At 35.8% G+C, this 11,984-nt stretch carries 13 protein-coding genes; 3 read left to right on the top strand and 10 right to left on the bottom strand.

Annotation, left to right across the window (positions count from 1 at the left end; genetic code table 11):
* Positions 1-29: 29 nt before the first annotated feature.
* The 9 genes from B0E34_RS11290 to B0E34_RS11250 form a co-directional block, all read right to left on the bottom strand.
* Positions 30-1,799 carry an AMP-dependent synthetase/ligase gene (locus B0E34_RS11290; protein ID WP_087709524.1) on the bottom strand — a complete coding sequence of 590 codons (1,770 nt, stop codon included), beginning with the start codon at positions 1,797-1,799 and terminating at the stop codon, positions 30-32.
* Positions 1,796-2,809: an NAD-dependent epimerase/dehydratase family protein gene (locus B0E34_RS11285; protein ID WP_087709522.1), complete on the bottom strand. Its 1,014-nt coding sequence runs from the start codon at positions 2,807-2,809 to the stop codon at positions 1,796-1,798. The genes B0E34_RS11290 and B0E34_RS11285 overlap by 4 nt, the downstream gene beginning before the upstream one ends.
* Positions 2,810-3,279: 470 nt before the next feature.
* Positions 3,280-4,284 (bottom strand): MvdD family ATP-grasp ribosomal peptide maturase, encoded by a 1,005-nt coding sequence (locus B0E34_RS11280; protein WP_087709520.1) that lies wholly within the window; start codon positions 4,282-4,284, stop codon positions 3,280-3,282.
* Positions 4,277-5,233 carry an MvdC/MvdD family ATP grasp protein gene (locus B0E34_RS11275; RefSeq protein WP_087709519.1) on the bottom strand — a complete coding sequence of 319 codons (957 nt, stop codon included), beginning with the start codon at positions 5,231-5,233 and terminating at the stop codon, positions 4,277-4,279. Before B0E34_RS11275 ends, B0E34_RS11280 begins: the two co-directional genes overlap by 8 nt.
* An 84-nt stretch (positions 5,234-5,317) precedes the next feature.
* Positions 5,318-5,536, bottom strand: coding sequence for a microviridin/marinostatin family tricyclic proteinase inhibitor (locus B0E34_RS11270; RefSeq protein ID WP_087709517.1), 219 nt, complete (start codon positions 5,534-5,536; stop codon positions 5,318-5,320).
* Between the two features lie 27 nt (positions 5,537-5,563).
* The gene (locus B0E34_RS11265; protein WP_087709515.1) at positions 5,564-5,782 is read right to left on the bottom strand and encodes a microviridin/marinostatin family tricyclic proteinase inhibitor; all 219 of its coding nucleotides are present in this window, start codon (positions 5,780-5,782) and stop codon (positions 5,564-5,566) included.
* A 116-nt stretch (positions 5,783-5,898) separates the two neighbouring features.
* Positions 5,899-6,678 carry an alpha/beta fold hydrolase gene (locus tag B0E34_RS11260; RefSeq protein ID WP_087709513.1) on the bottom strand — a complete coding sequence of 260 codons (780 nt, stop codon included), beginning with the start codon at positions 6,676-6,678 and terminating at the stop codon, positions 5,899-5,901.
* Between the two features lie 92 nt (positions 6,679-6,770).
* Entirely contained in the window at positions 6,771-7,490 is a 720-nt protein-coding gene (locus tag B0E34_RS11255) for a pyridoxine 5'-phosphate synthase (RefSeq protein WP_087709511.1), read from the bottom strand.
* A 77-nt stretch (positions 7,491-7,567) separates the two neighbouring features.
* Positions 7,568-8,836, bottom strand: coding sequence for a mechanosensitive ion channel family protein (locus B0E34_RS11250; protein ID WP_087709509.1), 1,269 nt, complete (start codon positions 8,834-8,836; stop codon positions 7,568-7,570).
* Positions 8,837-9,002: 166 nt separating this feature from the next.
* Here B0E34_RS11250 and B0E34_RS11245 point away from each other — a divergent pair, with 166 nt between their 5' ends.
* The 3 genes from B0E34_RS11245 to B0E34_RS11235 all read left to right on the top strand — a co-directional run bounded on the left by B0E34_RS11245 (position 9,003) and on the right by B0E34_RS11235 (position 11,241).
* The gene (locus B0E34_RS11245) at positions 9,003-10,178 is read left to right on the top strand and encodes a carboxypeptidase-like regulatory domain-containing protein (RefSeq protein ID WP_087709507.1); all 1,176 of its coding nucleotides are present in this window, start codon (positions 9,003-9,005) and stop codon (positions 10,176-10,178) included.
* Between the two features lie 72 nt (positions 10,179-10,250).
* Positions 10,251-10,742: a DUF456 domain-containing protein gene (locus B0E34_RS11240; RefSeq protein ID WP_076392366.1), complete on the top strand. Its 492-nt coding sequence runs from the start codon at positions 10,251-10,253 to the stop codon at positions 10,740-10,742.
* 7 nt (positions 10,743-10,749) lie between these two features.
* A complete protein-coding gene (locus B0E34_RS11235; RefSeq protein WP_087709505.1) occupies positions 10,750-11,241 on the top strand; it encodes a hypothetical protein in 492 nt (163 codons plus the stop codon).
* Here B0E34_RS11235 and B0E34_RS11230 read toward each other — a convergent pair.
* Positions 11,228-11,869, bottom strand: coding sequence for a uracil-DNA glycosylase (locus B0E34_RS11230; RefSeq protein ID WP_087709503.1), 642 nt, complete (start codon positions 11,867-11,869; stop codon positions 11,228-11,230). The two genes, B0E34_RS11235 and B0E34_RS11230, sit on opposite strands and share 14 nt — an antisense overlap.
* Between the last annotated feature and the right edge of the window lie 115 nt (positions 11,870-11,984).

The raw sequence follows: 11,984 nt of genomic DNA, 5'->3' as shown, positions 1-11,984 counted from the left end.
AGCTCTATCTTCAACTCAGCCTTAAAAATTTAATACATCTTCTCAATAAGATCTGCATATTTTTTAAGCACTACATTTCTTTTTACCTTCAATGTCGGAGTAATTTCTCCTGTATTGATATCAAATTCCGAAGGCATCAAAGTGAATTTTTTCACTTTTTCGTAATCGGATAAATGGCTTTGCAGTTCTTTAATTTTGTCTTTGTAAAAATCGTGTATCTTTTCGTTTTTTACAATTTCCTCCCAATTGGTGAAAGGAATATTATTTTTTTTGAGATATTCTTTTAAAAATTCAAAGTTCGGAACAACCAACGCGGAAACAAACTGTTTTCCTTCCGCAATCAGGACAATCTGCTGAATGAAATTGTTGTTTGTTAAAATATTTTCAATCTGTTGCGGTGCGATGTATTTTCCGTTGGAAGTCTTCATTAAATCTTTCAATCGGTCTGTAATAGTAAGATTTCCTTTGCTGTCGATGGTTCCTGCATCTCCGGTTTTAAACCAGCCGTCTTCGGTGAAAACTTTCTGCGTTTCTTCAGGTTTTTTATAATATCCCTTCATAATTCCGTTTCCTTTTGCCTGAATTTCATCGTTCTCCCCGATTCGGATTTCCACGCCCGGAAGAGGTTTTCCGCAGCTTCCGTGTTCAAAATTCGTCAAAGGAAAAGCGGTTAAAGTTGCCGTAGTTTCGGTTAAACCATAGCCAACCGTCACATGAATTCCAACCGATTCAAAAAACTTCGTCACTTCCGGAGATAGTGAAGCTCCGCCACAAGGCATAAACCATAATCTTCCGCCCATTTTTTCTTTAATTTTACTAAAAACTAAAGATTTGGCAATATTTTCTTTTATTTTTAATCCAAACGGAATCGGCTGTTCTCTTCTTCTTAATTCTGCGGTCTGCGAACCGGTTTCCAATGCCCAGTTAAATATTTTTTTCTTCAGCGATGAACCTTCTTCTGCTTTTTCCAACACTCCGGCGTAGACTTTCTGGAAAAATCTCGGCACCGCGCACATCATGGTCGGTTTTACTTCTTCCAAAGCATTGGCAATATTTTTAGGATCTTCGAGGAAATACACTCTTGCGCCTCCGTAAAGACATAATAAACTCCAGCTTCTTTCGAAAACGTGGGTTAAAGGTAAAAATGCCAGAGAAAGCTCTTCTTCAAAGTTTTTAAACTTGAAAAATTCAAAGTGGGCATCAAAAGCTTTTACAAAATTTCCGTGCGTAAGCATAACTCCTTTTGGTGTTCCTGTTGTTCCGGAAGTGTAGATAAGCGTGGCAATATCTTCATATTCTTTCTTGCAGAATTCTAATTTGGGAGAACTTTTAGCGATGAAATCCTCCAGATAAAAACTGCTGAATTCTTTTTTGATCCAGACTGCTTTTTTAGTAATGATAATCGTTTGCAGACCTGTACTTTCTTTCTTCAAAATTTCCAGACACGCATCGTACTGAGCCTGATCTCCCACTAAAATTGCCTTCGCTTCCGAATCATTGATGATGTATTCTGCCTGTTCTGCATTATTGGTGGAATAGATTGGAACCGTGATGGCTCCGATTGCTAATACTGCGAGATCAAAAATCATCCATTCGGAAGAGTTATCCGAATAAATGGCGACTTTATCATTTTCCTGAATTCCTGCATTTTTAAGCGCATTGGCTGTTTTATACACAATTTCGCCAAATTTTTTCCAGCTCAGTTCTTTCCAGCCTGCATCTTTCTTTTTAAATCCGATGGCAGATTTTATGGGATGCTTTTCTGTATTTTTTAAGATAATTGCCTCTGCAAGATTCATTGCTTTATCTTTTTATCGTTGATGTAATTATTTAAATGAAAATCAATACTTTCCGAAAGAGGAATAAACTGATAATTCAATCTGCTTTTTATTTTTTCGTTGGAAACGGTATTCATTTCGGAAATTGATTTCACATTGGATCTTGTCGCCATTCTTAAAGCCGGAATAAACCAGCCGAATAACGTATTTGCTAAAACTCCGATATTGAGCTGAAAGTCTGAAAGAATTTTAGCTTCTTTTAAATTTAATTTAGATCTGATCTGTTTTCCTAATTCTACGTATTTTCTGTTTTCTGCAATTACAACAAAACGTTCCCCGAAAATGTTTTTTTCCATTAATTCTATGGAAATTTCTGCAACATCTCTTACATCTACATAACTAGATCCGCCAGAAAATGTAAAGCTATTTTTTTCGAAGGTAGGAAAAACATCTCCGCTGCTTTTTCCCCAGTTTCCGCTTCCGATGATGATTCCGGGATTTACAATAACAACGTTTAAACCTTCTGCTGAAGCTCTCCATACTTCCATTTCGGAAAGGTGTTTGGAAAGTGCGTATGCAGAATGATCCAGTTTAGGATTGAAATCGGAATCCTCATCCAGTTCTCCTTTTTCGTTGAAATTATCAAGGACTGCAATTGAGCTTACGTGAAGAAATTTCTTCACACCGGAGCCTTCGCAGGCGTACAGGAGATTTTCTGTACCTTTTATATTGGTACGATACATTTCTTTTTCGTCATGAGGATGAAAGCTTACTTTTGCAGCGCAGTGATATACTTCGTCCACGTCTTTCAAAGCTTCCTGAAGAGAATATATATCATTAAAATCTACATCAACCCATTCAATTCTGTTGAAGAAATCATCGGGATTTTCCGTATAAAATGTATAGGAATGCCTTACTTCGTTTAAATTGCTCGTCGGTCTTTTTGCGGCACGAACGTTTTTTCCCTTTTTCAGAAGTTCCAAAACAATTACTCTGCCTAAAATTCCGGTTGCTCCCGTTACAAAAACCATCAATTTTTTTTACTTGATTGCTTACTAAATTATGATAATATTCTACGTTATGCAAATTTGCGATTTTTAAGGGAGATTTCTGTTTTTTAAATGGATAAAAACAGCAAAAGTTTTGTGTCTCTGTTTTGAGCAATAAATAAGATGATCATTAAATTAACCTGAGTTCGGGATAAGTCTTCTTAAACGCAAGGTAAAACAAAGAGATTCAATTATCAGGAATTCATTTTTTAAGATATACAAAGGCGTAAAACTTATTAAAGTAATACCATTTTTGTGTTTTTTGAATAAACGAAGTGCCTTTATTTAGCTTACACACTTTCAATAAGTAAAAAATCTTTTGTTTTTATTTGCGGTAATTTAATATAATACTATAAATCAATTATCTAAATTTATTTCTTATCCCGAACTGAAGATAAATTAAAAAAACGGACTTTCGCCCGTTTTCTGCATTATCTGTGGTTGGAAGAATTTTAAACCAAAACCATATTGTTTCTTCTTGGAGCTTTATCGCATAAAATATCAGCAATACTCTTTGAAATAAGGTTTCCTTCGGTGAGATTATCCAGCCAGAAGAATTCTCCGGCACAGTTGATCTCAATGAAATAATATTCGTCTTCGGGTGAAACGATCATATCTATTGCTCCGTAATCGATGTTATAAACATCCAGAAGTTCCAGCAATTTTGCTTCGATGTCTGTCGGAAGATCTGTCGGAATCCATTTATCAATAAGATTTACCCCGTCTTTTCGCCAGTCTATTTTTGCAGCTTCCGACTGTTGAGAATCGATTTCGAAAGCATAAACATCTCTTCCGACAATGGTTATTCTAAGTTCTTTTTTCTTTTCAATTTTTTTCTGAAACTGCATCGGACAGTACAAAAGCGTATCCAGTTCTTCCAGTTTATCTTCCTTTACCACATTGGTGAAGACCACACTTTCTACACCGTCCTCATAAATGGCAAATCCTGTCTGCATTTTGGCAACCACATTTTTATGTTTTACAATGAATTGTTTTGCCTCTTCCGGATTATTCGTAAGGCAGGATTTCGGAATCCTGAGTCCAATTTTATGAGCTATTTTCAACTGTTCTTCCTTACTGTCTACTCTTCTGTAAACACTTGGTTTTCCGAATGCATAGACATCAATAGACTCTAAAAATCCAAATAGTGTCGTTCTGATCTCTCCCATCGCAGCTCCGTAAAATTTAGAATCCAGTTCTTCTTTCAGACCAGATCCAATATTGTAGGCTCTTCTGTACCAGACTGCGGAAATATCGTCTAAACGATGTTTTTTTTCTGGAGTTTCTAAAATACTGATCCACTTTCCGTCTTCAAAACGGGTAGATAATTTATTTTGCAAAGGGTATAAATCTACGTCGAAACGGATGACTTCACAATTGTTCTCAGCAATATATTCAGTTACTTTTTCTATAGAAAAATTATCTCCTGTATGGGTAATTATTAAAATTTTATTCATTGGTATTCATTCTTTTTATAAGGTTATCGGCAATTTTTTCCGCAATCGGGAAATTAAGTTCTTTTTGCAGCATTCCCCATTCTCCCTGCGGATTTACTTCGAGGAAATAATATTTTCCATCTCTACCTTTTATCATGTCGATTGCTCCGATGTACAATCCCATATCTTTCATCATTGAGGTAAGACCGGTCTTCATATGTTCCGGTAAATGGTATTCTGACCAAAAATAATTTTCGTTGGCTATTCTCCAGTCTGCGTTTTCGCTGTTATTGATTTTTCCGGTAAAAAATTCTCCTTCAAGATACAGTATTCTCAATTCATATTCTTTTTCGATGTAGGGCTGAAAAATCATGGGACAGTATTCTATGTCTTCTATATTTTCGAGAGAATTTTCATCGATGATGTTGGTGGAAAGGAAATTTTCGCCGCTCATTGTTTTTGAAAGCGCACCATGAAGTTTTGCCACCATTTTTCCATTGCATTTCTTATGGAAAAACTCAGTTATTTGTTCTGAATTGTTCGAAAAAATAGTTTCGGGAATAGTAAGATTGTTTTTTTGGGCGATCTTTAATTGATACATTTTGTTGCTATCAATCTTATTTTCATTCTCAAACGGATTAATCCACGGAATTTCTTCCACCAAGGTGAAAAGATTGTATCTGAGAGCAGCGTATTCTTTCAGAAAAATTTTTGTGTAGGTTTCATCCAGTTCTTCAGGAACAGAGATTCCCCACGATTTTCTGTGCCACACCGCTTTAATTTCATTTGAATTAACGGTATTTCCGAGTTCATCGGTTAATTCAAAAAAGTTTTCGCTGATGCTTATTTTCTGATAATGATTTATTTTATCAGAATTTAGTCTGAAAAAAGGAATATTTTTAGATTTTAAATATTCAAAAAAGATATCAATATTGTAAAAATCCTGAGAATGTGTAATGCAAAGAATCATCTGCCATTTTTATTAAAAAAGGAAACTTAGAGTGTAAGTTTCCTTTTAGTATGATTTTTTTAATGTGATCAAGATAAAAATACATTAAATCGATGGAGAATCATCATCCCCATCAGAAGGATATTTCATTGTCTGCGCCATATCATAGATTGGCTTTGTCACAGTATCTACAGCAGGTTTTGTAACCGTATCCTGCGAAGCAATTGTTACATTTGCTCCTCCTTTAATTTTTTCAGGATCCTGTAATTGTTTCTCTAAAAATGAAGCGAAAAATGGCTTCTTCTTTGAATCTTTGTTTTTCATAGTTGTTTTATTTTGGGTTGTTCGTTTTTAGATTTCTGTACCTCCCTCATCGCCATCGGAAGGATATTTCATGGTCACATTATCATTGGAAGGTTTTGTAATGCTGTCCTGAAGCGCTGTTGTAACATTATCTTTTAACGGAGCTGTGGCAACAGTTTCAGATCCTCCTTTGATTTTTTCCGGTTCTGCGATTTGTTTTTCTAAAAATGATGCGAAGAACGGCTTTTTGTTTTTCTTATTTTCCATGATGTTAATATTTAGTGATTTAGCTTCGACTAAAATATTAAAAAATATCACACAAAGAAGAGTAAATTTAAAATTTAAGAAAATTTTAACAATTCAGCCAAAATAAACACTTTATGTTACATAATATTCAAAAATTCTTTGACGATTTTAGCAAAATCGACAGGATTTTCAGCCTGAACCCAATGTCCTGCATTTTTAACCGTTGAAAACTGAGCTTTTGGGAACTGCTGTTTGATGGCAAATTCGTCCTGAGGAAGAATATAGTTTGACTTTTCGCCCGCAATAAACAACGTTTCACCATCAAAAACGCCAAATTTAATGGCATTCGAGACAAACTGATTGTATTTTTCAGACAGAGTTTTTAGGTTAAATCTCCAGTTGAGTTTTTTATTATCGTCCCAATACAGATTTTTTGTAAGGAATTGTATGGTTGATCTTTCAGGAATATACTGGCTCAAAACCGCTTCCACATCATTTCTGGAATTTACCGTATTAAAATCCACCGTTTCCAGAGCTTTGATAATTCCCTGATGATGTGGAGGATATGCTTTCGGAGAAATATCCACAACGATAAGCTTTTCAACTTTTTCAGGATATTTAATAGCAAACTGCATCACTGCTTTTCCGCCTAAAGAATGCCCCAGAATATGAGCTTTTTCTATGCCGTAATGATCCATATACCGAAGAATATCATCTGCTAAATCGTCGTGAGACATCTCATCGGAATGAAAACTTCTTCCGTGGTTGCGGAGATCAATAAGGTGAGTCGGTACAAATTCTCCGAAATCTTTCCCGAAGGTTCCCCAGTTATCCAGCATTCCAAATAAACCGTGAAATACCAAAAGCGGTGTAGACGAAAGATTTTCGCCAAATATTTTTGAATTTAAAATTTCCATACGTTTTGTTTTTAGATAGAAGCGGGGTGATGGAAGCAGGAAGTTTAGAAAATATTTATCAAACCTTAAGCTTCACATATAACTTGCGATTTTTACCATTTTGCCAGTCTCTTCAGATAAGCCTGAACTGTATTTTCCATTCCCATATATAACGCCTCTGAAACCAAGGCGTGACCAATGGAAACTTCAAGCAAATTCGGAATGGTATCTGCAAAATATTTTAAATTTTCTAAACTTAAATCGTGCCCTGCATTAATTCCCAACCCGAAATCTGTGGCAACAACCGCCGTATCGTAGTAAGGTTTTATAGCAGATTCTTTATTTAGAGTATAATTTTTAGCATAAGCTTCAGTGTAGAGTTCAATTCTGTCGGTTCCTGTTTTGGCAGCATATTCTACCAGTTCGGGAGTCGGGTCTAAGAAAATTGAAGTACGGATTCCTGCATTTTTAAATTCTGCGATAATTTCCGTAAGAAAATCCAGATGTTTTTTCGTGTCCCAACCCGCATTTGAAGTAATGGCATCATCTGCATCAGGAACCAACGTTACCTGTTCCGGCTTCACCTCAAGAACCATATCGATAAAGGAACGGTGGGGATTTCCTTCGATATTGAATTCCGTGGTTACCAAAGGTTTCAGATCATAAACATCTTTTCTTGTGATGTGTCTTTCATCCGGTCTTGGATGGATGGTAATGCCCTGTCCTCCAAACTCCTGAATTTTTACGGCTGCTTCCGTTACACTTGGGGTTTCTCCTCCTCTTGCATTTCTCAGCGTCGCAATTTTATTAATGTTTACACTTAGTTTTGTCATACTGCAAAAATAAAAAAACCCAACTTAAAAGTGGGTTTATTATTTCATGAAATTTTACATTCGAAGAATAAGTTTCGTTACACCTTTACACTGATCTGCATTACCTGAAGATCAAATTCTTTAGAAGCAACCAGTAAATGATCAAAAATATCCGCCTGAATCTGCTCAAAATGTTCCCAACGCGAATCATTGGCGAAACAGTAAATTTCTAAAGGCAGACCTTGCGGAGTAATATCCAACTGACGAACCATCATTGCCCCATCCTGATCTACATCGGGATCATTCTGGAGATATTTTTCTGCATAATATCTGAAAACGCCAATATTAGTAAGCTGTCTTCCGTTCACTATTTTATCACTGTGCTTCAAAGTTTCTTTTTCTTTTCTCAGCTCAATGCTTTTTCCTTCAAGATATTCTGAGATCAGATTGATATCTTTCAAACGCTCAATATCTTCTTCCGTTAAAAATTTAAAGGAATTGATGTTAAAATAAATTGATTTCTTAATTCTTCTGGTGTTGGATTCTGACATCACCTGAAGATTTTTAATTTCAGTGGTTAAAAGATCATAGGTGGGAATCGATGAAATGGTTTTATCAAAATTCATGATCTTCGTCGTTAAAAGACTGATGTCTGAAATATTTCCTTCGATATTGTATTTAGGAATACTGATCCAGTCTCCTACTTTAAGACTTTTAGAAGTTGAAACATGTATTCCGGTTACAAATCCGAGAATGGTATCGCGGAAAACCAGTACCAGAACTGCTGTAATTGCTCCTAAACTTCCAACAATGGTAGCTCCTTTAATCCCGAAAATCACACAAATCCCTACAATGGAAAAAATGAAGATTCCTAAAATTTTCATTGTTTCAGAAATCGCATTCAATGCCATGATTTTGTAATAATCCTGTTTAATGGCGAAATAATTTCTGAAAGCAGTAAGACCACGATAGAGCATTCCGGCAAGAATTAATACAAGTCCTAAATTAATGGAACGTATAATAAAGATATTGGTTCTGGGAATTGCTTTTGGCGGAAATATAGAAGTCTGAATCCCCAGTACAATTGCCAAAGCAAAAAGATGAGCTACGGAATTTGTTATTCTTGACTGATAAATTGATTTTATCACCGGATATTTTTCTTCATTATGAAAAAAACGGAAGATAAGATTGATTAGCGGTTTTACAAGAAAGTCTATCAGCAAAAATACAATAACAAGAATCGCAAGTTTTGTAAAGGCATGAAAAACCCAATCCAGACCTGCCGGAGAAATTTTGGTAATGTATAAATAAAGCTGTTCGCTTAAATCCTGTATGAAATTTTTGGTTTCCTGTAACTGATCATTCATTCTAACAAATTTAGTAAAAAAATTAAATTCACTCAATATCGATTAAATAAGGATTTTTCATAAAATATTTCAATTTCAATTAACGATTATTTAAAATTATTCTAAAATTAAGATATTTATAATAATAAAATTGTTAATTTAGTGATGTAATTAAACGCTAAAACTTATGAAAAAACTAAACCTCATTTTTATTTTTATTATCTTATTGTCTGTGGGTTCCTGTCGCTCGGATGCTCCATCTACAGAAGCTACGGCTGATAATACAGTAAAAACCGGAAAAATCTCCGGAAAAGTAATGTCACAGAACGGAGCCAAAGCCATTGGTGGCGCATCCGTTTTTACTTTCGATGACAAATATAAGATCTACTACACTACTTCCGATGCAGATGGTAATTTTACACTGGACGCTCCGGTCGGTAATCATACCATTCATATTCAGACCGGGAATGGAAGCAATTTCCGTACAGAAGTTGCGGCAAATGTAAAAAATAACGAAACTTTAACGCTGGATCTGTCTCAGACCAAACTGAATCAGGTAGCTAAAATTGCTTATGTAAAAGGTTCGTATGATAAAATTGAAGATATTATTCTTTCTTTGGGATATACCGCTACGGAAATCACGAATAATGATCTTGCAAATTTAACGGCTATAGCGCAGTATGATATTATTTTTCTGAACTGCGGCTCCAGAAAATATTCCACCAATCAGGCTCTTTTCCCTGCAATTGATGCTAATCTTGCAATCTTCGTTGCCAATGGCGGAAGTATATATGCTTCAGATTGGGATGTTTCTTATCTGGTGGGTGGAACAGAAAATACTTCAGGCTGTGCTCCTGCGGGAGGATTTGTTCCCGATTCAAAACTATGTTCTGTGAACAACGGAAACTCGGGAATTGTTCCGGCTGTGGTAAGCAACGCAGGATTGTCTAGTGCTCTTGGTTTCAGCAATCTTAATATTGATTTTGATATGGGAGCATGGCAAAAAATTACAAATTACGATCCTTCTTACTGGGAAGTTTTAGTAAAAGACGGTTCTAATCAGGCTTTAATGCTGAGAACGAATCATTTTACAGCTACAGGAATTCCGGTAACGCCTATTGGAAATGCTCCGAACACAACTTTTGTTCCGGTTTGCATTACGATTCCGGGAAGCAGTATTCAGATCACGATTTCGGTTCCGCAGACTTTGGTTCCTTATCTTGTTGCATTGGGCGCAACTGTAGGTCCTTGCTCCGGTTCTTCAAACAGCGGTTATATTTATTATACAAGTTTCCACAATCATGCTGCAGGAAACATCGGAAATGCGGGTGTTATTTTACAGTACGTGATCCTGAATCTTTAACAGAATTTTTTTATCAATATAAAGTGGCTCTTTGGAGTCACTTTTGTTATATACTGCAAATAAATTTAAATTATGGACTCTACACTGATTAATATTCTTTGTCTTATTCTTTTGTTTCTGGGAATTTTAGGGACGTTTCTTCCTGTTTTGCCGGGCTTATTGCTGAGCATCTGCGGACTTTTAATTTATAAATTCGGAACAGATGCAGATCTTCCTATGATTTATGTTTGGGCATTCGGAATTCTGACGGTAGCTTCTGTAGTTTTGAATTATGTAATTCCGGCAAAAACCAATCAGAAATACGGGGGAACGCGTTGGGGAAGCATCGGTTCGATTATCGGAACCATTGTCGGAATATTTTTACCTATTCCTTTGGGTTTTCTGGTGGGAATGTTTGCGGGAGTGTTTATCGGAGAACTTCTTCACGACAGCAAGGATGTGAATAAAGCCCTGAAATCGACAAAAGGGGCTTTTATAGGATTTATTTACGGAACAGGTTTCAGTCTTGTGGTAGGCGTGGCAATGTTTTTGGTAGTATTATTAGATATGCTTAATATTATATAAAAAAATTATGCTACATAAAATGCTTATCCTGAGTTTAGGCTCATTGTTTTTAATGAACTGTAATGCTCAAAAAGAAAATAAATTAAAAGTGAACACGGATAAAACAGGCGTTACCAAAGTAACCAGCAAAGATGGCGGAATGATCTATTTCAACGAGGGTGAAAACAAATTCCTTGAAGAATATCAGATGAATGTAACTTTCAAAGGAATTTCTGAAGACAGCCGTTGCCCAAAAGATGTAAACTGTATTTGGGCAGGTGTTGCCGTGGCACAGGTTGAAGTGATGGGAACCGCAACCCGACCAATGGTTCTGAATTTAGCTACTATGGATAATGAAGGCAGAAACTATCATCAGTCGGCTGCATTTAACGGATATACTATTTCTTTAACGGATGTTCAGCCTTATCCTGCTTCTGCAGACGGAGCGAAGGCTTTGAACGGAAAGTACAAAATAGGAATCACCATTAAAAAAGGAGGAGAAAATCCTACCATGAAATAGGCTTCTTCCCTTTTGAAACCAGATATTCATTAATTTTTGAAAAAGGTTTGCTTCCAAAAAATCCCCTGTAAACAGAAAACGGAGAAGGATGCGCAGATTTTAAGATAAAATGTTTAGCCGGATCGATGAGTTCGGCTTTTTTTTGTGCAAAAGCGCCCCAAAGAACAAAAACAACGTTTTCTTTTTTATCTGAAATTTCTTTGATGATGAAATCTGTAAATTTTTCCCATCCCAAATCTTTGTGTGAATTCGGAGAATGCGCACGAACAGTTAATGTTGCATTCAACAGTAAAACGCCTTGTTTTCCCCAATCGTCCAATTCTTTTGAAGTTCTTTCAACCCCCAAATCATCTTTTAATTCAATAAAAATATTTTTCAGAGAAGGCGGTGCAGCAACCTGTTCGGAAACGGAAAAGCACAAACCATTCGCCTGATAATCATTATGATAAGGATCCTGCCCTATGATCACTACTTCGATATCTTCAAAAGGCGTAATTTCCAACGCTCTGAAAATCTGATTTTTTGGTGGAAAAACTTTGGTTGTCGCATATTCCTGCTTTACTTTTTCCCATAAATTGGTAAAGTATTCTGTGTTTTTTATCGGGGCTAATATTTCTGTCCAGCTCATTTTTTAAATTTGAAAATTTGAGAATGAATTAATTTGAAAATTCAATTTTTACGCCAACCTTTCATTCTGAATGAAGCAAAGCGCAATGAAGAATCTAACGCAAATTTAACGATTA

It is taken from the genome of Chryseobacterium mucoviscidosis (assembly GCF_002177115.1).
In the GTDB taxonomy this organism is placed as follows: Bacteria; Bacteroidota; Bacteroidia; order Flavobacteriales; family Weeksellaceae; genus Chryseobacterium; species Chryseobacterium mucoviscidosis.
This window is presented reverse-complemented; position numbering and strand designations above follow the sequence as displayed.

What these genes read in the sequence shown, in the direction of transcription:
- B0E34_RS11290 (WP_087709524.1), bottom strand. Translation starts at nt 1,799, where the DNA reads ATGAATCTTGCAGAGGCAATTATCTTAAAAAATACAGAAAAGCATCCC.
- B0E34_RS11285 (WP_087709522.1), bottom strand. Translation starts at nt 2,809, where the DNA reads ATGGTTTTTGTAACGGGAGCAACCGGAATTTTAGGCAGAGTAATTGTT.
- B0E34_RS11280 (WP_087709520.1), bottom strand. Translation starts at nt 4,284, where the DNA reads ATGAATAAAATTTTAATAATTACCCATACAGGAGATAATTTTTCTATA.
- B0E34_RS11275 (WP_087709519.1), bottom strand. Translation starts at nt 5,233, where the DNA reads ATGATTCTTTGCATTACACATTCTCAGGATTTTTACAATATTGATATC.
- B0E34_RS11270 (WP_087709517.1), bottom strand. Translation starts at nt 5,536, where the DNA reads ATGAAAAACAAAGATTCAAAGAAGAAGCCATTTTTCGCTTCATTTTTA.
- B0E34_RS11265 (WP_087709515.1), bottom strand. Translation starts at nt 5,782, where the DNA reads ATGGAAAATAAGAAAAACAAAAAGCCGTTCTTCGCATCATTTTTAGAA.
- B0E34_RS11260 (WP_087709513.1), bottom strand. Translation starts at nt 6,678, where the DNA reads ATGGAAATTTTAAATTCAAAAATATTTGGCGAAAATCTTTCGTCTACA.
- B0E34_RS11255 (WP_087709511.1), bottom strand. Translation starts at nt 7,490, where the DNA reads ATGACAAAACTAAGTGTAAACATTAATAAAATTGCGACGCTGAGAAAT.
- B0E34_RS11250 (WP_087709509.1), bottom strand. Translation starts at nt 8,836, where the DNA reads ATGAATGATCAGTTACAGGAAACCAAAAATTTCATACAGGATTTAAGC.
- B0E34_RS11245 (WP_087709507.1), top strand. Translation starts at nt 9,003, where the DNA reads ATGAAAAAACTAAACCTCATTTTTATTTTTATTATCTTATTGTCTGTG.
- B0E34_RS11240 (WP_076392366.1), top strand. Translation starts at nt 10,251, where the DNA reads ATGGACTCTACACTGATTAATATTCTTTGTCTTATTCTTTTGTTTCTG.
- B0E34_RS11235 (WP_087709505.1), top strand. Translation starts at nt 10,750, where the DNA reads ATGCTACATAAAATGCTTATCCTGAGTTTAGGCTCATTGTTTTTAATG.
- B0E34_RS11230 (WP_087709503.1), bottom strand. Translation starts at nt 11,869, where the DNA reads ATGAGCTGGACAGAAATATTAGCCCCGATAAAAAACACAGAATACTTT.